The organism is Alcaligenes sp. SMD-FA, assembly GCF_025960365.1.
Taxonomy (GTDB): Bacteria; Pseudomonadota; Gammaproteobacteria; order Burkholderiales; family Burkholderiaceae_B; genus Alcaligenes; species Alcaligenes aquatilis.
On sequence record NZ_CP110108.1, the window covers coordinates 756,515 to 775,284 of the forward strand.

Genomic DNA, 18,770 nt, shown 5'->3' on the forward strand with positions numbered 1-18,770 from the left:
CAAAATCACAGATGCTTGAAACCTATGGCAATTGTAGAGCAAGCACAGTCCACTGTAGCGGGCTTTGCCGCTGATAACTAAGGAAAAATACTAATTTGCTTATATGAGTGTTGCTATTTGGCAGAGCGCCGTCAAGCCACCAGGGCATAAGGCCTGTTTCCGGGGCTGGGCAGGCGCAATTAGACGTAGAATGAACGGGTTTGGCCGCATGGGCCGGTGATGGACAGATTGCATGACAGAGCAGCACAACATGGATGCCGAACGCCGCTTCGGTGGTTTGGATCGTTTGTATGGAGCCGGCGCGCGTGAGCGTCTGGCTGCCGCCCATGTGATGGTGGCGGGTATCGGGGGCGTAGGGACCTGGGCAGTGGAGGCATTGGCCCGTTCTGCCGTGGGCCGAATCACCTTGATTGATCTGGATAATATTGCCGAGTCCAACATCAACCGCCAATTGCCTGCCCTGGATAGCACCTTGGGGATGGCCAAGATTGAAGCCATGGCCCAGCGCATTGCGCAGATCAATCCACACTGTCAACTGCAATTGATCGAGGATTTTGTCACCGAGGACAATGCGGCCAGCCTGATGGAACAGCGCCCTGACGTGTTTCTGGATTGCACCGACCAGGCCAGCGCCAAGATCGCCTTGATCTTGCAGGCCAAGCGGTGCAAGGTGCCCTTGTTGAGTTGTGGCGGGGCGGGCGGAAAAACCGACCCTTTAACCTTGCGCCGGGGAGATTTGTCGGTGGCACGCCACGATGCCCTGTTAGGCAAACTGCGGCAGATCCTGCGCAAGCAGCATGGCTTTGCGCGTGGCAGCGATGCCCAGGGCCGTGCCTTGAAGCGTGTACCCCGCATGGGAGTGGATTGCTTGTGGTTCGAGCAGGAAACCCGTTTGCCGCAAAACTGGACTCAGGCTGAAGACGGTGCCCTGCAAGGTTTGGCCTGCGCAGGCTATGGCTCCGGAGTGACGATTACGGCCAGCATGGGGATGCAGGCCGCCGACTACGCCTTAAACCGGATTCTGAACCAGTAAGGCGTTCTGCCAGCCGCGCAGGGCGTTCGAAATACGAATCGCCCGTGCATGCAGCAAGTCATCCAGAAAAAGCTCCGTTTCACGCGCCAGACCGCTATTTAGGAGCGCCTGTCGTTGCACACCAGGCAGGAGCCAGCCTTGTGCGGGTGGCGTCCACCAGTGGCCCTGCTCATCCTGGATATAGATATTGCTGCGGCTGCCTTCGCAAACCCGGTTTTGCGTATCCAGAAAAATTACATCAAAAAGTTGGGGATGCTTTTCCAGCAGGGCAGCGGCGTCCTGATACCAGGGGCGATGCGTGGTTTTGTGAGAGAGCAGTGGGTCCTGGGCCGGCAAAGGGGTCTTGGATAGGCATAGTTGCAAGGGCCCTTCCAGAGCGGGCAAGGCCTGCGCCTCGGCCTGCGCACTGGCTTTTGCGTTCCACAGAATGCGTAGCCGCAAGGGAGTATTGACGGGAGCCTGGCCCAGCGCCGTATGCATGGCTTGCAGCCAGGTTTGTGCGTCCCAGTCGTAGCCCAATTCCGCGCAACTGCGCGCCACGCGTTCCAGATGCAGTTCCAACAGGGGGATCTGGCCGTCTGCGTCTACCCGCAAGGTTTCTATCAATTCAGGTTTGCTTTGGCTCATGATGCTGCCTTTAAGTCAGTGTTACAGGGGCCTGCAATACACGTGCTTTCCACAAGCACTCCAACCACTCCTGGTCTGGGTCCGAGTCCAGAACGATGCCACCACCCACGCCAAACCTTCCTTGGCCGTGATTGTCCAGCTCCAGACTGCGGATGCTGACATTCAGGGACAGGTCGCCGTTAGGGTTCAGGTAGCCTACCGAGCCACAGTAAATACCGCGTCGCTGCGTCTCCAGCTGACGTATGCATTGCATGGCGGCCAGCTTTGGGGCGCCGGTAATCGAACCACAGGGGAACAGGGCGCGTAGCAAGGCTTCCAGTGTGCAATCCGGCTCGACTTCGGCCTGAATGCTGGAAGTCATGGTCCAGACCGAGGCATATTGCTCTACATCGAACAGGCTGGTGGTTTGCACGGTGCCGGTGCGGGCCACTTGGCCCAGATCGTTACGTAGCAAATCCACAATCATCAGGTTTTCGGCCCGGTCTTTCAGGCTGCTTTGCAGCTCCTGGGCGTTTTTCTGATCTTGAACAGGGTCGGTATCGCGCGGGCGTGTGCCTTTCATGGGGCGGGTCCGCACGGTGTTCCCACGTTTTTCCAGAAACAGCTCGGGTGACAGCGACAGGATATGGCGATCACCCAGATCCAGATAAGCACCGTAGGCCACCGGGTGGCGGCTGGCCAGTGCGGTATAGAGATCACGCGGAGCCATGCCTGATTGAATGCTCAAGGGCATGGTGTAGTTGATCTGGTAAAAATCCCCAGCCTGCAAACCCTGCTGAACCTGGGCCAGCGCATCCCGATAGTCTTGCTGGTTGATTGGCAGTTTGACCGTCAGCTCGGGTGTGGCCTGGCTATCCCATAACGCCACTTCCTGTGCCTGTTCAAATACCAGTGCGTTCAGAAGCGCATGTGGCGCAGTATCACGAGCGGGTAGACGGGGTTCGAACAGTTCGGCCAGTTCGTAGTCCAGTGCCAGGGCCACCCAGTGGCCCGCCTGGCGAGCCTGTTCGATTTGTTCAAAAGCAGTACTTAAGTCTTCAGGGCGACGGGCCTGGATATGGCCCAGGTAGCCCTGCATTTCCAGCGCATAGCCTTTTAGTCTGTCTTCAAATCGGCCATACATGCGCCGTGTTCCTTTAAAAATTCCGCCAAGGCCATGCCGGTATGCGAGGCAGGGTTGGCTTGTACTTGATCTGGCGTGCCTTGCACCACCAACCTGCCGCCGCCCGACCCGCCTTCGGGACCCAGATCGACAATCCAGTCTGCTTCGGCAATCAAATCCAGATTATGTTCAATGACCAGCACGGTGTGACCGGCATCGACCAGTCGGTGCAGCACCACAATCAGCTTTTCCACATCTGCCATGGACAGGCCCACGCTGGGTTCGTCCAGTACATATAGCGTATGCGGCGCCTTGTAGGCGCGGCCCGTACGGGTCAGGCCCTCGTCCAGGCGGGCCTTGACCAGTTCGCTGACCAGCTTGACGCGCTGCGCTTCGCCACCGGACAGGGTGGGGGATGGTTGGCCCAGGGTCAGATAACCCAGGCCCACACTTTGCATCAATTGCAGCGGGCGCAATATTTTAGGATGTGCGGCAAAGTATTCAACAGCTTCGTCCACATCCATTTGCAAAAGCTGGCCGGCGGAGACATCGCGCCAGGTCACCGCCAGTGTTTCCGGATTGAAGCGCTGGCCGTGGCAGGCGTCACAAGGCACCTTTACGTCCGGCAGGAAGCTCATTTCCAGGGTGCGCATGCCTTGGCCTTCGCACAAAGGGCAGCGACCATCGCCGGTATTGAAGGAAAAGCGTGAGGCGCTCCAGCCCCGCAGGCGGGCATCGTTGGTGTTGGCAAACAGTTTGCGCACCTCGTCCCAGAAGCCGATGTAGGTGGCCGGGCAGGAGCGGGGGGTTTTGCCAATCGGGGTCTGATCCACTTCCAGCACGCGGTCCAGGCTTTCCCAGCCGCTGATGCTGGCGCAACCCTGCCACACAGGCTTTTCTTTGCTGCCGACAACGCGCTGCAAATTATCCAGCAGTACATCACGGGCAAAGGTGGATTTGCCGGAGCCCGACACGCCCGTTACCAGACTGAGCTTGCCTAGTGGAATACCGGCCTTTACCTTGTTCAGGTTATGCAGGCTGGCATCGTGTACCGTTAGCATGGGCACATCGGCCTGAACAGGGCGGCGTGCCTGCATGGGGTGTTTGAGTGGTTCGCGCAGATAGCGGCCAGTCAGTGAATTGGGGTTGGCCTCGATTTCTGCCAGTGTGCCCTGGGCGATGACTTCACCCCCTCGTTTGCCGGCACCGGGGCCCATATCAATAATGTGCTGAGCACGGCGTATGGTGTCTTCGTCGTGTTCAACGACCACGAGCGTGTTGCCATTGCCTTCCAGACGCGCCATGGCGTTGAGCAGAATCTGGTTGTCGCGGGGGTGTAAGCCAATGGTGGGTTCGTCCAGCACATAGCACACGCCCTGCAGGTTCGAGCCTAACTGGGCGGCCAGACGGATGCGCTGGGCCTCACCACCCGATAAGGTGGGGGCAGCACGATCCAGCGCCAGATAACCCAGCCCCACTTCATGCATGAAGTCCAGACGGCTACGTATCTCGTTCAGAATGTCGCGCGCAATATCGGCTTCGCGGCCACTCATGTTCAGGTTGCCAAAAAAAGTCTGTGCCTCGTCCACGGGCAAACCGGCCAGCTTGGCAATGGATTGGTCGCGCCATTCAAACGCCAGCGAGACCGGGTTCAAGCGTTGACCATGGCAACTTGGGCATTCCACCGCTTCGCCATCGTAGCCGTTGTTCCAGTTGTTCTCCTCGCCCGTTTGTTCCTGGTCGAAGCCAGTCAGCTTCAAACCCGTACCAAAGCAGTCCTTGCACCAGCCGTGCTTGGAGTTGTAGGAGAACATGCGCGGGTCCGGCTCGGGGAAGCTGGTGCCGCAGCAGGGGCAGGCCCGTTTGACGGAGAAATGTTGCTGGCTGGCATTGGACAGCGGTTGACCTTGTCGGCGTTGCTCCAGCGACATGGAACCTGATGGCGTCAATGGAGCCAGCACACTAAAGGAGCCGTGACCCAGTTCCAGCGCTTCGCGTATGGCTTGGCGCAGTTGCAGTTCGTGGCGAGGGTCAATGATCAAGTCGGCCACCGGCAGTTCCAGCGTGTGTTCGCTGTAACGGTCCAGACGGGGCCAAGGGTTGACGGGGATGAACTCGCCATCCACGCGCAAATGTGTATAGCCCTTGCCCTGCGCCCATTTGGCCAGGTCGGTGTAGTACCCCTTGCGGGCCGTGACCAGGGGAGCCAGCAAACCAATATGCTCACCCTTGTGATCGCGCAGCAGTTGCGCGGCGATTTGCTCGGCGGTCTGTGGGGCCACGGGCACGCGGCAGTCCGGGCAGTATTGGGTGGCCAGCTTCACGTACAGCAAGCGCAGGAAGTGGTGAATTTCCGTCATGGTCGCCACGGTGGACTTGCGTCCCCCCCGGCTGGTGCGCTGCTCAATGGCAACAGTGGGCGGAATGCCGTAAATCGCGTCCACATCGGGCTGACCGGCTGGCTGCACAATGGCACGGGCATAAGCATTCAGGGATTCCAGATAGCGGCGCTGGCCTTCGTTAAACAGAATATCGAAGGCCAGGGTGGATTTGCCTGAGCCTGATACCCCTGTCACCACTGTGAAGGTGTTGTGCGGGATGTGTACCGAGATGTTTTTCAGGTTGTGTTCGCGCGCATTCAGGATGGCGATCTGGCCATCGTTGCTGCCGCCCGAGCTGGCCTTGTAGTCCACCGCAGGTTCCTGGAACAGAGCCGAGCCTGCACCGATGGTGGCTTGCTCGTACTCTTTCAGGGCATGGCCGGTGTGCGAGTGCTCCAGGGCCATGATGTCCGCCGGTGTTCCCGCACCTAACAATTGACCACCATGTTCGCCACCTTCTGGGCCCAGATCAATAATCCAGTCGGCCGCGCGGATCAGGTCCAGATTGTGCTCAATAATCAGCAGGCTGTGGCCGGCAGCCAACAGCTTGCGGAAGGCGCGCATCAGGCGGGCAATATCGTCAAAGTGCAGGCCGGTGGTGGGCTCGTCGAACAGGAACAGATTGCCTTTCTTGGCGACCTTCACTTGACTCAAGCGAGTGCGCGAAGCCTGGGCCAGATAAGCCGCCAACTTCAGACGTTGTGCCTCACCGCCCGAGAGCGTGGGCACAGGCTGGCCCAGTTTCAGGTAATCCAGACCTACATCGGCCAGCGGCGCCAGGCCGGTTTGCACATCGCGCAGGCCTTCAAAGAATTCCATGGCCTGATGCACGGTCATGTCCAGTACTTCGTCAATCGAGGCGCTGCGACCAAAGTGTTCGATACGCACTTCCAGCACCTCGGGGCGGAAGCGTTTGCCATCGCAATCCGGGCAGCGCAGGTACACATCGGACAGGAACTGCATTTCGATATGTTCAAAGCCCGTGCCACCACACGTCGGGCAGCGACCATCACCACTATTGAAGCTGAAGGTGCCGGGCGTGTAGCTGCGTTCTTTGGACAGCGGAGCCTGGGCGAACAGCTTGCGGATAGGGTCAAAGGCACCGACATAGCTGGCCGGGTTGGAGCGGGCCGTCTTGCCGATTGGCGTCTGGTCCACCATCACCACTTCGGCAATTTGCTCGGCACCCAGCAAGGCGCCGTAAGGGCCTGGGGCTTCGGTCGGTTTGCCTTGTTGTTTCAGGATGGCCGGGTAGAGCACGTCCTGAATCAGCGTGGATTTGCCCGAGCCGGATACGCCCGTCACGCAGACTAGACGGCCTAGCGGAATGGACACGGAGATATGGCACAGATTGTGCGCGCTGACGTCTTCCAGCAGCAGGCGGGGCGTGTTCTCGGCCACCGGCATTGGGCGGGGCGATTCGATGCTCAGCTCGCCACTCAGGTAGCGGCCAGTCAGCGTTTGCGCGCCGCGCAAGGCTTGGGGCGAACCATCAAACAGAATCTGGCCACCACGCTCGCCAGGGCCGGGGCCCATGTCCAGAATACGGTCGGCAGCCACCATCACTTGTGGGTCATGCTCAACCACCACCAAGGTGTTGCCATTGCCGCGCAGACGGTGCATCACTTCAATAATGCGGTGCATGTCGCGCGGGTGCAGACCAATCGAAGGCTCATCCAGCACGAACAAGGTGTTCACCAGCGAGGTGCCCAGCGCCGTGGTCAGGTTGATACGCTGTACTTCACCGCCAGACAGGGTGCGGCTTTGGCGGTCCAGGGACAAATAGGACAAGCCCACATCGCACAGATAATCCAGACGGGATAGCGTTTCTTTCAGGAGCAGATCGATAGCCGCATCGCGTGCGTCGCCAAAGTGCAGGCCACGGAAAAATGTGCGCACGTGCTCGATAGGCAGGCGCATCAGGTCCGGGACGCTCAGGCCGGGCATGGCATCCAGTTGCTCGCGCAGCCAGTTGGAATGCACGGGCATGAAACGTGGGTAGCGGGAATCGGCGGGGGCGGCCTGATCGCCCACACGCCACAAGCTGGCTTCGGGTTTCAGACGAGAGCCGGCGCAGGCCGGGCAGGTGTTGTAGCTGCGGTATTTGGACAGCAACACACGCACATGCATTTTGTAGGCGCGTGATTCCAGCCAGTCAAAGAAACGCTGGGCGCCGTACCACTGGGTTTTCCAGGCTTGATTGCCACCCTTCCAGTCCGGGGTGCCATTAATCACCCAGTCGCGTTCTTCCTGGCTCAAGTCTTTCCAGGGCACGCCCAAACGGACACCTGCCGCTGGGGCGTAGCGTTCCATCTCGACCTGACATTCTTTGTAGCTGGCCGTCTGCCACGGACGGATCGCACCTTCCAGCAGGCTTTTGCTGGGATCGGGAACGACCAGACCGTAATCAATCCCCATCACCCGGCCAAAGCCACGGCAGGACTCACAGGCGCCCAAGGGCGAGTTGAAGGAGAAGGTGCTGGCAACCGGCGTGCTGTATTCAATATCGCACTGGGCACAGTGCAGGCCCTGGCTGAAACGCCAGGCGGTTTCCGGGCCATCGGCACTGGCCGAGGCATAGACAGTTAGCTTGCCCTGGCCATGACGCAGGGCGGCTTCAATGGCCTCCATGAAACGTTCCGGTTCTACCGAGCTGACGCGAAAACGGTCCTGGATCACATAGAGAAGCTTTTGTTCTGTGGGGGCGGCTTTGCTGCTTTTGCCTTTCTTGGTGCTGCTGGCCGTGATGGTCTGCGTCTCTTCGTGGTGCAGGCGGGTGTAGCCCTGCTGATGCAGCAAGGTTTCAATCTCTTGCTGCGTGAAGTTGGCCGGAACCTTGACGGCAAAGGTCAGGACCAGACGGGGGTCGTCGTGGTCTACCGCCAGTTGGCGAATCTGTTTGGCGATGCTGTCGGCATTGTCGCGGCGTACAGGCTGGGCGCACTGGCGGCAATACAGCTCGCCCAGACGGGCGTACAGCAGCTTGATGTAATCGTTCAGCTCCGTCATGGTGCCCACGGTACTGCGCGAGTTGCGCACCGGGTTCACCTGGTCAATGGCAATGGCGGGCAGAATGCCTTCAATGCGATCGACCTGGGGCTTGTCCATGCGATCCAGGAACTGGCGTGCATAGGGAGAGAAGGTTTCCACATAGCGCCGTTGACCTTCTGCATACAGGGTGTCAAAGGCCAGCGAGCTTTTGCCTGAGCCGGAAACGCCGGTAATAACCAGTAACTCGCCCGTTTTGATACGTACATTCAGGTTTTTCAGAGTGTTCTGGCGGGCGCCAAAAATGCGAATTTCTGAGCTCATGGCAAGGTCGGCTTTCTGGAGAGGGCTGGGTGGGAAAGCGGCAGCGAAAAGGCCTGTCAAACAGGCCTCATGCGCCAGTCAGAGCGGTATATGCCAGCAAGGTGTTGCCAGGGATGCTCACTCTAGCCTTTGTATCTTAACGCGGATTACGGTAGAATTTCTGGTTAGCTATTGCGCTTTTGTCGGGATCATCCGGCAGGGCTTACATTAAGATCGGAGATCACCATGGCGGAAATCAAACGCACTCGCCGCAACACGCTGGAGCGTCGTTGCCTGGGTAAAGCATTCAAACGTCTGTTTGTGCGCGCACCCAAGGGCGTTTTCAAAATGCTGGAAAAAGTCAAGCGCGTCTAAGTGCCTGGCTTGGGCGGTGGACAGGCAGGAATCTGATTTTCCAGCTTGAAATCACAGCCAGCAGCAAAAAAACCACAGGCTTGCCTGTGGTTTTTTTGTGCGCGTTTGATTTTTCTGCGAGTTCGGAAAATCTGTTGCACATCGTACCTTGTCCAAGAAGAAGCTTGCCTTATGATGGTGTCATCTTCATGCAGAAGTAAGCGTTGCCCGTAATAATAATCAAAACGGCTGATTGCATATTTTGGGGACATTAGCTCATGGAATGGCGCCATTTATTCACTGTTCTGACACCCAGTTATAACCGCGCTCACACTCTGGAGCGCGTCTACCGTTCACTGTGCGAGCAAACCTGTCAGGACTTTGAGTGGATTGTGGTTGATGACGGCTCCACGGATGGCACACGGGAGCTGGTAGAGGGCTGGCAACAGCAGGCTCCCTTTCCAATTCGCTATGTCTGGCAGGAAAATCGTCACAAAAAGGCTGCTTTCAATCACGGCGTGGCCCTGGCCCAAGGAGAACTGATCGTCGCGTTGGACAGTGATGACACCTTGCTGGTCAATGCGCTCTACGACATGGCGCAGATCTGGGCCGACATCCCCGTCTCAGAGCGAACAGGCTATGCAGGCATTACCGGTCTGTGTGTGCGTCCGGATGGCAAGGTTGTCGGGGATATGTTTCCCCAGGATGTCTTTGATGCCAGCTCCCTGGACATGAGCTTTCGCTACCACGTGCGGGGCGAAAAGTTTGGCTGTTTGAGCACCGCTGTGCTGCGCAAGTTTCCCTTTCCCGATCAGATCGAAGGCTTTGTGCCTGAAAGCCTGGTATGGCGTGCCATTGCCCGGGCAGGCTATAAAAACCGTTTCGTAAATACCGTGTTTCGTGTCTATCACGACAGCCCGGATTCTTTGTCGGTACAAGGCAAGACCAGTCAGCAACATGCACTGGGTTTGTGGCTGCTGGCGCAGGATACGGTGGTGAAGTGCCTGCCCTGGTTTCGTTACGAACCCAAGGCTTTCTTGATGGCTGCCGCACGTTACACGCGCTTTGGGCTGCACTTGCGCGCCAGCGGGCGCAAACCACCACCAGGCTATGGCTTGAAAGGCCTGGCCTCTTATTTGTTGGTCGCTTTGATGTGGCCGGCAGGTGTCGCTTTATATCTGCGCGACAAGCGGCGGGCCTGAGCTTATGGGGCTCTAGGTATTACAGGGAGCGGGGCGTACCAATGCGACAGGTAGGCCGTTGTCAAAACACGGCCCCCTGGCTTTTACATCAGATTTGGGCAATTGAGACGGACACGATCAGTGCAGGGTATGACCGTGAACACCCGGTTCCGGGCTGTCATCATCGTCGTCGTCTTCGTCCGTATCGTCTTCGGGGGCAAAGGCATCTTCGCTCAAGGCGAACGGCAGCAATTCTTCCAGGGTTTCTGTCCAGGCGACTTCCTCGCCTTCTTCATCCACTTTGATAAAGCGCACGGGCTCGGCATCGCTTAACTGGATGGCCCACAGGTAACGGCAGGCGTAGACAGCATTGTCCTTGGGGTCCAGGCCACCGCGGTTGCCCACGATGCGGGCCTGCGCGCCGCCGACCTGAACCACTGTGAATTCGCTTTCGTCCTCGTTCTTGTCCAGGGGCATGGCAAAGATGACCCATTCAAAGCCGGTTTCTTCTGCGCCCACGATCTCGGCCAGTACGGCGCGACCCAGGTAGGCGCTCAGCGCATCGGCAGTGCGGCCCAGGATTTCGATCTCTTCAGTGGTAAATACAAGTTCAGGGGCGTCAGGTGTGGACATAGCGTTTTTGGATTGTCGGCAAAAGTGAGTATATTACCTGAGACAGGCCTGCATTCAGGCCGGGTGTTTCGTTCTGGACCAGACAGAAGCGCGCCTTTTGGGCGCCAAACGCCTACAATCCCAGTTTTCCGAACACGACCTGTTTTTCCCTTTTAGGTTTATATGGCTCAATACGTTTATTCGATGAACCGCGTGGGCAAAATTGTGCCGCCCAAGCGGCAGATTCTGCGCAATATCTCCTTGTCCTTTTTTCCAGGTGCCAAGATTGGTGTGCTGGGCCTGAACGGCTCGGGTAAGTCCACCTTGCTCAAGATCATGGCCGGGGTAGATACCGAGATCGAGGGCGAAGCCGTCCCCATGGCGGGGATCAAGATCGGTTACCTGCCACAAGAACCTCAACTGAACCCCGAACACAGCGTGCGCGAAGCTGTGCAGGCCGGTTTGGGCCAGGTGTTCGAGGCGCGCCAGCGTCTGGAACAGGTCTACGCCGAATACGCCGAGCCCGATGCGGACTTTGACGCTTTGGCGGCAGAGCAGGCCGAGCTGGAGTCCATTATTGCCGCCGCCGCGACCAGCGGTGCTGACGACATCGAAACCCAGATGGAAATCGCGGCCGATGCGCTGCGTCTGCCACCTTGGGATGCGTCCATTGCCAATCTGTCCGGTGGCGAGAAACGCCGCGTGGCCTTGTGCCAGTTGCTGCTGTCCAAGCCCGATATGTTGCTGCTGGACGAGCCCACCAACCACCTGGATGCTGAAAGTGTGGACTGGCTGGAAGTGTTCCTGCGCCAGTTCCCCGGCACGGTTGTAGCAGTAACCCATGATCGTTACTTCCTGGACAATGCTGCCGAGTGGATTTTGGAACTGGACCGTGGCCACGGTATTCCTTGGAAGGGCAACTACAGCTCCTGGCTGGAGCAAAAAGATGATCGTCTGAAGCAGGAAGAGGCTTCGGAAAGCGCACGCCAGCGCACTATCAAGAAAGAGTTGGAATGGGTACGCCAGAATCCCAAGGGACGTCAGGCTAAAGCCAAGGCCCGTCTGGCCCGCTTTGAGGAACTGTCCTCGCATGAATACCAGAAGCGCAACGAAACCCAGGAAATCTTTATTCCGGTGGCCGAGCGTCTGGGTAACGAGGTGATTGAGTTTGAAAATGTCAGCAAGGGCTATGGCGATCGTTTGCTGATCGACAATCTGAGCTTCAAGGTGCCAGCGGGTGCCATCGTCGGGATTATTGGCCCTAACGGTGCCGGTAAGTCCACTTTGTTCCGCATGTTGGCTGGTAAAGAGCAGCCGGACTCGGGTACGGTCAAGCTGGGTCAGACCGTCAAGCTGGCGTATGTGGACCAGTCGCGTGATGCCTTGGCCAATGAAAAAACCGTGTTTGATGCGATTGCCGATGGTGCTGACCTGCTGACGGTGGGCCGCTTTGAAATGCCATCACGTGCTTATCTGGGCCGCTTCAACTTCAAGGGCGCGGATCAGAACAAGATCGTGGGCAATCTGTCCGGCGGGGAGCGTGGTCGTTTGCACCTGGCCAAGACACTGATTGCTGGTGGCAACGTCTTGCTGCTGGACGAACCGTCCAACGATCTGGACGTGGAAACCTTGCGTGCCCTGGAAGACGCCTTGTTGGAGTTTGCCGGCTCGGTCATGGTGATCAGTCACGATCGCTGGTTCCTGGACCGTATCGCCACCCACATTCTGGCTTTCGAGGGTGATTCGCAGGTCGTATTCTTTGATGGCAACTATCAGGAATACGAAGCAGACAAGAAAAAACGTCTGGGCGAAGATGCTGCCAAACCCCGTCGTATCCGCTACAAGTCCCTGAAATAAGGAAAGTGCCATGCCTGTGCTCAATGCCCACCAGTCTTTCGTCTTGATTGTTGATATGCAAACCGGGCTCTTGCCCGCTATCGCAGACCACCAAGCCTTGGTCGAACGGGCCGGGAAGCTGGCACAGGCGGCCCGCCTTTTAGGGGTGCCGGTTCTGGCAACCGAGCACTGGGCCGGGAAAATCGGCCCAACTGATCCAGCCTTGTTGCCCCACATAGACAAAGTGCTGCATAAAACCCATTTCGATGCCACGCGTGAAACCGATTTTTTGCCAGCCTTGCCTGTAGGACGCACGCGCGTTTTGTTACTGGGTACAGAGTCTCATGTGTGTGTGTTACAAACTGGCCTGGGTTTGATGGAGCGTGGTTATGAGCCGGTACTGGTCGGCGATTGCGTCGGCTCGCGTCATCCCCAGTCCCGCCAGGCCGCCTGGGATCGCTGGGCGATGCACGGACTGGAGCGCGTTAGCGCCGAAATGGCCATGTTTGAATGGCTGGAAACGCCAGCTAACCCCGCATTCAAGCAGGTTCTGGCCTTGATTAAATAAACTGAACAAAAGCTGAATTACATCTGTTGCGTTACCTAACAATCAGGTCTGGACTAATCTGCTCCATAGGGTGAAGATAGACTTTAACGCCGTGTTAAGCACGGAGACTTCACGGAGGTTTACGGATGAAAATGACGACTATCACTAAAGTAGGTATGGCCACGGTTCTAGCCGTCGTGATGGCGGGCTGCTCTTCCTGGGATAGTATGAGCAAGCGTCAGAAGGGGGCCGTTACAGGCGCTGGTGTAGGTGGCGTGGCCGGGGCGGTGATTACTGGCGGCGGCGTACTGGGCACTGTGGGCGGCGCAGCGATTGGCGGTGTGATTGGCGACCAGGTCGGCAAGAACCGTTAAATTGAAGATTGTTTGGTTGAGCTGACACGCTCGCCGAAGCAAAAAGCCTCAAGGCATTGGGAATGGATCCCGACCTTGAGGCTTTTTTCATGATGCGTCCAACAGGCGTTTGCTGCTGTGCCTGTGCGCGATTTCTGACAGGCATGTCCGGATCTATCGGTACGCATCCTCATCCATCATGGAGCGATACCACTCGTGAAAGTGCTTCATGCCATCTTCTAGTGGTGACTGGTAAGGGCCAACTTCTGATACCCCGCGTTCCATCAAGGCGCGGCGGCCAGCATCCATGCGCTCGGCAATCTCGTCATCTTCTACTGCGGTCTCCATATAGGCGGCGCGTTGTGCTTCTACAAAATCCCGCTCGAAGGCCACGATGTCTTCCGGGTAGTAAAACTCCACCACATTCATGGTTTCCTGCGGCCCCTTGGGGTACAGCGTGGAGAGCACCAGTACGTGCGGGTAGATCTCGATCATGTGGGTGGGGAAATAGGTTACCCAGACTGCACCGAAGTCCGGTGCTTCGCCCTGACGGTAGGCCAGCAGATTGTCATGCCATTGGCGATAGGTGGGTGAGCCCGGCTTAGCCAGAGCCTGATGCACACCGACTCGTTGCAGGCTGTACCAGTCGCTGAACTCCCACTCCAGATCGTCGCAGGTCACGAACTGACCCAGGCCGGGGTGGAAGGGGGCGACGTGATAGTCCTCCAGATAGACCTCGATGAAGGTCTTCCAGTTGTAGTTGCACTGGTGGATTTCGACGTGATCGAGCACATAGTCCTGAAAGTCGAACTCGGGGCGGCTGAATAAGGCGGCCATATCCTTGGCTGGATCGCGTGGACCTTCAAACAGCAAGCCATGACAGTCCTGCAAGGGGTAGCGCTCCAGGTTTAGACAGGGTTTGTCTTTGAAGCGAGGTGCCGCCAGCAAGTTGCCTTGGGCGCTATAAGTCCAGTTGTGCAAGGGGCAGACAATGTTGCCTCCTGTGCTGCTCAGGGAGCCGTGGTTGGCCTGATTAGGTTGGCCGGGCATGCCACCTAGCATCAGGGCCTGACGGTGTCTGCAGACGTTAGAGAGTAGTTCTACGCCGTGGTGGCTCCGTATCAGCGTACGGGCGGCATTTTCCTGAATCAAGGTGCGCCAGTCGCCGGGTTCGGGAACGAGTTTTTCATTACCGACGTATAAGGCGGACTGCTGAAAAATACGCTCTTGTTCGCGCTCGAACAGAGCATGGTCAAAATAGGCGCTAACAGGAAGCTGGGGGTGAGCGGGCACAAGACGTGCCATCTGACCGAGCTCGGTCATGATTCCCTCCGCATGGGTCAATAAGCCAGGCCTCTGGGGGCATTGGATGGCATTGCTTGCCATCTCTGGCGCGAAGAAAAATCGGAACTGGCCGATTACCAAGGCGAAATTGTACCTTATCTATTAGCCACCTAGCCGCATTGCGCCAGCCGTCACAGGTGTTTTTCGCCTTGCTTTTGGTATAGGGAGCCGCCAAGAAAATGGCCATCCGCATGGGATGGCCATTTTAAGCAGCAAGCGTTTGATTGCCAGTGGCGCTTTACTTGTTTTCCAGCGCACTGGCATCAATTTGCGGCATTTCGATTTTGACTTCCAGCACTTCCAGCGAGTCCTGGCGATCAAGGTTTACCTTGATGTCATCGGGATTAATCTTCACGTAGCGCGAGATGACCTCGACCAGCTCTTTTTGCAAGCGGGGCAAGTAGTCCGGGGCAACCCCACCTTGACCACGTTCGTTAATGAGGATCAGTTGCAGACGGTCTTTGGCGACCGTTGCCGAGGTTTTTTTGTGACCGAGCAGGAAGGACAGGAAAGACATATTACTTTCCTCCGAACAGGCGCTTGAATAGCCCTGGTTTTTCGTAATCCACAAAACGCAACGGTTTTTCACCACCCAGGTAACGATCTACGATGTCCTGATAGGCCTGGGACACATCACTTTCTTTGAGATGGATAACGGGTACTCCTTGGTTGGATGCTTGCAGCACGGTTTCCGACTCGGGAGTGACCCCAATCAGTTTGATGCGCAAGATATCTTCCACGTCCTGCAAGGACAGCATCTCGCCGTCCGATACGCGCTTGGGGCTGTAACGGGTCAGCAGCAAATATTCTTTGATGGGCTCTTTGCCTTGTTCACCACGGCGCGATTTGGCGGCCAAAATGCCCAGGATGCGGTCCGAGTCACGAACCGAGGACACCTCGGGGTTGGTCACAACCAGTGCATCGTCTGCGAAGTAGGAGGCCATCAAGGCGCCGGTTTCGATACCTGCGGGCGAATCGCACACAATGTATTCAAAACCCATGCCCTTGAGCTCTTCCAGTACTTTCTCCACGCCTTCGCGGGTCAGGGCGTCTTTGTCACGCGTCTGGGAAGCGGGCAGGATGAACAGATTTTCCAGCTGTTTGTCACGGATCAGGGCCTGGTTCAATGTGGCTTCGCCCTGGATCACGTTGACGAAGTCATACACTACGCGTCGCTCGCAACCCATGATCAGATCCAGGTTGCGCAAACCGACGTCAAAGTCGATGACCACGGTCTTGTGACCGCGCATCGCAAGACCAGATGCAAAACTGGCACTGGTGGTGGTTTTGCCCACACCACCCTTGCCGGAGGTCACTACAACTATACGCGCCATGACAATCGGATTCCTTTGTTTTTCAAGTCACATAATCGTAAAGCATAACGGGCCTTATTTTGACATCCGTTCTGCCACTTTACCTACTGCTTAGAAACAAAACATATCAATTGCTTTGTTCCGTGTCAGCTTACACGGTTGCACTTGCACTTGCTTGCTCTCAGGCGGGCTCTCAGTGCAAGCCACTATAAAAAGCGCCGGCAAATGCCGGCGCCTTGTACTGTCAGGGGCTCAGGGGATCAAATCTGAGCGTGTCGTCTTCCAGCGTGACCACGGCTGGCTTGTTGCGTAACTGCGCATCCAGTCGCGTTTCAATAATGCGATACACGCCGGCAATAGCGATCAGTTCCGGGTCCAGCTCGGTCGTGAAGATGCGTGCCTTGGTATCGCCACGGGCACCGGCCATGGCTTTGCCTCGCAGTGGGCCGTAAACATGGATATTGCCATCGGCCACTACTTCTGCGCCCTGACTGACTGCCCCGATCACAATCAGGTCGGTGTGGCGCGCATAGATACGCTGGCCGGAGCGCAACTGACGGTTGATGAGAAGGGCAGCCGGGGCTTGAGCAGGCGGCGGTGGGGTGGGCGTTGCGGGTACCTGTTGCTGGGCCGTTTGCGATAGCACGGGCACGTCCTTGTCCGGAGCTGCCTGGGTTTGTGGGCGGGCAGGTGGGTTGGACAGTTCAACGTGTGGCAAACCGCTGTCGATGGCGTTGTCGGCATGACCGGGGTGGGCAATGATGCCGACCGGATGCAGTTTGTGCTGACGCAGCGCGTCCACCAGTGCGGTCCAGTCCACCGGCGCGTCAATGGCGCTGGCATCGATGACGACGGGTTCGTCCTCAAAGAAGGAGCCAGCGTCTTTCATGCGTTGAGCCAGTGCGGCTAATTGCTCGGCTGTATCAGCCGAACGCAGCACCACTCGTACGGCGTACAGGGTGGCGCTTTTGAAATCCAGGGCTTGAGGCCCCTTGGCATGAGTCTGATCGTTCACGTCAATAGCCTTAGACCCAGGTGTCTTTCAGAGTCGTTGTACGGTTAAGAACGGGTTTTTCTGGTGTCGAATCCACACGGTCAGCCACAAAGTAGCCCAGGCGCTCAAACTGCCAGCGAGCATCGGGGGTGGCCTTGGTGCCGGGTTCCAGCCAGCCCTGAATCACGCGCAGCGAGTTCGGGTTGATGTGCTCCAGGAAGTCCTGGTCGGCCGCGTCGGGCTGGGGATGGGCAAAGAGACGGTCGTACAGACGGATCTCGGCGGCAATCGCGTGCTCGGCGCTGATCCAGGTGATATTGCCTTTGACCTTGACCGAGTCCGCACCGGGCGTGCCGCTCTTGGTGTCGGGCAGGTATTCAGCCAGAACCTGAGTGACATTGCCTTGCTCGTCTTTCACGCAGCCGGTGCAGCGCACGACATAGCCATATTTCAGACGCACGGTATTGCCAGGGAACAGGCGGAAGTACTTTTTAGGTGGCTCTTCCTTGAAGTCCTCGCGTTCGATGTACAGGCGACCGGAGAAAGGGAACTCGCGTTGACCAGCCTGCGGATTGTGCGGATTGCGCGGTGCGTGGCACAGCTCGCTGTGGCCTTCGGGGTAGTTGGTGATGATCAGTTCGATCGGATCCAGAATGGCAACGCTACGGTCGGCCACGGGATCCAAGTCATCGCGCAAAGCTTGTTCCAGCAAACTGTAGTCCACGTGCTGGGCGGCTTTGGACACACCCAGACGGTCAGTAAACAGACGGATGGCGCCGGCGCTGTAACCACGGCGACGCAAACCGGCCAAGGTAGGCATGCGCGGATCGTCCCAACCTGATACGCGGTTTTCCTGAACCAGTTGACGCAGTTTGCGCTTGCTGGTGACCACGTAGGACAGGTTCAAACGCGAAAACTCGTATTGTTTGGGCAATGGGTCGGATAACTGACCCAGCTCGACCAGACGCTCCAGAATCCAGTTGTAAAAGGGGCGCTGGTCTTCAAACTCCAGGGTGCACAGGCTATGGGTGATGCGCTCCAACGCATCTTCCACGGGGTGTGCCCAACTGTACATGGGGTAGATGCACCATTTGTCGCCCGTGCGATGGTGCTCCGCGTGGCGGATGCGGTACATGACCGGGTCGCGCATATTGATATTGGGCGAGCTCATGTCAACCTTGGCACGCAAGGCCATACTGCCATCGGGGTGCTTGCCGTCACGCATTTCGCGCAAGAGCTTGATGGATTCTTCGGCAGGGCGGTCGCGCCAGGGCGAGTTCACGCCTTTTTCGGTCAGGGTGCCACGGTTGATACGCATTTGTTCAGCGTTCTGTTCGTCAACGTAGGCATGACCCGCATTTACCAGTGCTTCGGCAAACTGGTACATATAGTCGAAGTAGTCGCTGGCAAAGTACAGGTTTTCTTCTTTCTTGAAGGTCCAGTCAAAGCCCAGCCATTTCACCATGTCGATAATGGCGTCCACGTACTCCTGCTCTTCTTTTTCAGGATTGGTGTCGTCAAAACGAAGGTGGCAGGCGCCTTGGTAGTCGCTGGCCAGCCCGAAGTTCAAACAGATACTTTTGGCGTGCCCGATGTGCAGATAGCCATTGGGCTCGGGGGGAAAGCGCGTACGAATACGCGCGGCATCAACAGCCGCCCCTTCCTGGGTGCTTGCCGGGCCCGGCTGACCGGCCCAGGTCTTTTGTGCGTAACGGCCAGCGCTCAAGTCCTGGTCGATGATCGTGCGCAGAAAATTAGATACGGGAGCGGGAGTGGTGTCAGAGGTCATACACGTTTGAAAT

General features: G+C 57.5%; 15 protein-coding genes. 6 read left to right on the forward strand and 9 right to left on the reverse strand.

Translation table 11 applies throughout. From position 1 onward, the window contains the following. Positions 1-232 precede the first annotated feature (232 nt). Positions 233-1,033, forward strand: a complete 801-nt coding sequence (locus tag OKX01_RS03505) for a ThiF family adenylyltransferase (protein ID WP_094195725.1) — start codon at positions 233-235, stop codon at positions 1,031-1,033. On the opposite strand, the gene OKX01_RS03510 is transcribed toward OKX01_RS03505, so the two are convergent. The 3 genes from OKX01_RS03510 to uvrA are packed head-to-tail and all read right to left on the reverse strand — an operon-like array spanning position 1,010 to position 8,455. After that, positions 1,010-1,660, reverse strand: a complete 651-nt coding sequence (locus OKX01_RS03510) for an aminotransferase class IV (protein WP_094195726.1) — start codon at positions 1,658-1,660, stop codon at positions 1,010-1,012. The two genes, OKX01_RS03505 and OKX01_RS03510, sit on opposite strands and share 24 nt — an antisense overlap. Before the next feature lie 10 nt (positions 1,661-1,670). Beyond that, complete coding sequence (gene pabB, locus OKX01_RS03515) at positions 1,671-2,783, reverse strand: aminodeoxychorismate synthase component I (protein ID WP_264672450.1); 1,113 nt, start codon at positions 2,781-2,783, stop codon at positions 1,671-1,673. Then, the gene (gene uvrA, locus OKX01_RS03520) at positions 2,756-8,455 is read right to left on the reverse strand and encodes an excinuclease ABC subunit UvrA (protein ID WP_264672451.1); all 5,700 of its coding nucleotides are present in this window, start codon (positions 8,453-8,455) and stop codon (positions 2,756-2,758) included. Before uvrA ends, pabB begins: the two co-directional genes overlap by 28 nt. Before the next feature lie 225 nt (positions 8,456-8,680). Here uvrA and OKX01_RS03525 point away from each other — a divergent pair, with 225 nt between their 5' ends. Continuing rightward, positions 8,681-8,809, forward strand: a complete 129-nt coding sequence (locus OKX01_RS03525; protein ID WP_003803595.1) for a hypothetical protein — start codon at positions 8,681-8,683, stop codon at positions 8,807-8,809. Positions 8,810-9,066: 257 nt separating this feature from the next. Next, positions 9,067-9,990, forward strand: coding sequence for a glycosyltransferase family 2 protein (locus tag OKX01_RS03530; RefSeq protein WP_264672452.1), 924 nt, complete (start codon positions 9,067-9,069; stop codon positions 9,988-9,990). Positions 9,991-10,107: 117 nt separating this feature from the next. Here OKX01_RS03530 and OKX01_RS03535 read toward each other — a convergent pair whose 3' ends face one another. Further along, positions 10,108-10,602, reverse strand: a complete 495-nt coding sequence (locus OKX01_RS03535; protein WP_264672453.1) for a hypothetical protein — start codon at positions 10,600-10,602, stop codon at positions 10,108-10,110. Positions 10,603-10,764: 162 nt separating this feature from the next. Here OKX01_RS03535 and ettA point away from each other — a divergent pair, with 162 nt between their 5' ends. The 3 genes from ettA (at position 10,765) to OKX01_RS03550 (ending at position 13,338) form a co-directional block, all read left to right on the forward strand. After that, a complete protein-coding gene (gene ettA / locus OKX01_RS03540; RefSeq protein WP_009455087.1) occupies positions 10,765-12,438 on the forward strand; it encodes an energy-dependent translational throttle protein EttA in 1,674 nt (557 codons plus the stop codon). 10 nt (positions 12,439-12,448) lie between these two features. After that, positions 12,449-12,985 (forward strand): isochorismatase family protein, encoded by a 537-nt coding sequence (locus tag OKX01_RS03545; protein ID WP_108728041.1) that lies wholly within the window; start codon positions 12,449-12,451, stop codon positions 12,983-12,985. A gap of 125 nt (positions 12,986-13,110) precedes the next feature. Beyond that, positions 13,111-13,338: a glycine zipper 2TM domain-containing protein gene (locus OKX01_RS03550; protein WP_094195732.1), complete on the forward strand. Its 228-nt coding sequence runs from the start codon at positions 13,111-13,113 to the stop codon at positions 13,336-13,338. Positions 13,339-13,491: 153 nt separating this feature from the next. On the opposite strand, the gene OKX01_RS03555 is transcribed toward OKX01_RS03550, so the two are convergent. The 5 genes from OKX01_RS03555 to OKX01_RS03575 all read right to left on the reverse strand — a co-directional run bounded on the left by OKX01_RS03555 (position 13,492) and on the right by OKX01_RS03575 (position 18,757). Further along, positions 13,492-14,640, reverse strand: a complete 1,149-nt coding sequence (locus tag OKX01_RS03555; protein ID WP_264672454.1) for an aromatic ring-hydroxylating oxygenase subunit alpha — start codon at positions 14,638-14,640, stop codon at positions 13,492-13,494. Positions 14,641-14,899: 259 nt separating this feature from the next. Next, positions 14,900-15,178 (reverse strand): cell division topological specificity factor MinE, encoded by a 279-nt coding sequence (gene minE / locus OKX01_RS03560; protein ID WP_042483380.1) that lies wholly within the window; start codon positions 15,176-15,178, stop codon positions 14,900-14,902. A gap of 1 nt (position 15,179) precedes the next feature. After that, entirely contained in the window at positions 15,180-15,995 is an 816-nt protein-coding gene (gene minD / locus OKX01_RS03565) for a septum site-determining protein MinD (protein WP_094195734.1), read from the reverse strand. Between the two features lie 223 nt (positions 15,996-16,218). Continuing rightward, a complete protein-coding gene (minC, locus tag OKX01_RS03570; RefSeq protein ID WP_094195735.1) occupies positions 16,219-16,989 on the reverse strand; it encodes a septum site-determining protein MinC in 771 nt (256 codons plus the stop codon). Positions 16,990-16,999: 10 nt separating this feature from the next. Next, a complete protein-coding gene (locus tag OKX01_RS03575) occupies positions 17,000-18,757 on the reverse strand; it encodes a glutamine--tRNA ligase/YqeY domain fusion protein (RefSeq protein WP_094195736.1) in 1,758 nt (585 codons plus the stop codon). Positions 18,758-18,770 lie beyond the last annotated feature (13 nt).

Excerpts from the sequence above, each read along its gene's own strand:
- OKX01_RS03505 (WP_094195725.1), top strand. The coding sequence starts at position 233 with ATGACAGAGCAGCACAACATGGATGCCGAACGCCGCTTCGGTGGTTTG.
- OKX01_RS03510 (WP_094195726.1), bottom strand. The coding sequence starts at position 1,660 with ATGAGCCAAAGCAAACCTGAATTGATAGAAACCTTGCGGGTAGACGCA.
- pabB (WP_264672450.1), bottom strand. The coding sequence starts at position 2,783 with ATGTATGGCCGATTTGAAGACAGACTAAAAGGCTATGCGCTGGAAATG.
- uvrA (WP_264672451.1), bottom strand. The coding sequence starts at position 8,455 with ATGAGCTCAGAAATTCGCATTTTTGGCGCCCGCCAGAACACTCTGAAA.
- OKX01_RS03525 (WP_003803595.1), top strand. The coding sequence starts at position 8,681 with ATGGCGGAAATCAAACGCACTCGCCGCAACACGCTGGAGCGTCGTTGC.
- OKX01_RS03530 (WP_264672452.1), top strand. The coding sequence starts at position 9,067 with ATGGAATGGCGCCATTTATTCACTGTTCTGACACCCAGTTATAACCGC.
- OKX01_RS03535 (WP_264672453.1), bottom strand. The coding sequence starts at position 10,602 with ATGTCCACACCTGACGCCCCTGAACTTGTATTTACCACTGAAGAGATC.
- ettA (WP_009455087.1), top strand. The coding sequence starts at position 10,765 with ATGGCTCAATACGTTTATTCGATGAACCGCGTGGGCAAAATTGTGCCG.
- OKX01_RS03545 (WP_108728041.1), top strand. The coding sequence starts at position 12,449 with ATGCCTGTGCTCAATGCCCACCAGTCTTTCGTCTTGATTGTTGATATG.
- OKX01_RS03550 (WP_094195732.1), top strand. The coding sequence starts at position 13,111 with ATGAAAATGACGACTATCACTAAAGTAGGTATGGCCACGGTTCTAGCC.
- OKX01_RS03555 (WP_264672454.1), bottom strand. The coding sequence starts at position 14,640 with ATGACCGAGCTCGGTCAGATGGCACGTCTTGTGCCCGCTCACCCCCAG.
- minE (WP_042483380.1), bottom strand. The coding sequence starts at position 15,178 with ATGTCTTTCCTGTCCTTCCTGCTCGGTCACAAAAAAACCTCGGCAACG.
- minD (WP_094195734.1), bottom strand. The coding sequence starts at position 15,995 with ATGGCGCGTATAGTTGTAGTGACCTCCGGCAAGGGTGGTGTGGGCAAA.
- OKX01_RS03575 (WP_094195736.1), bottom strand. The coding sequence starts at position 18,757 with ATGACCTCTGACACCACTCCCGCTCCCGTATCTAATTTTCTGCGCACG.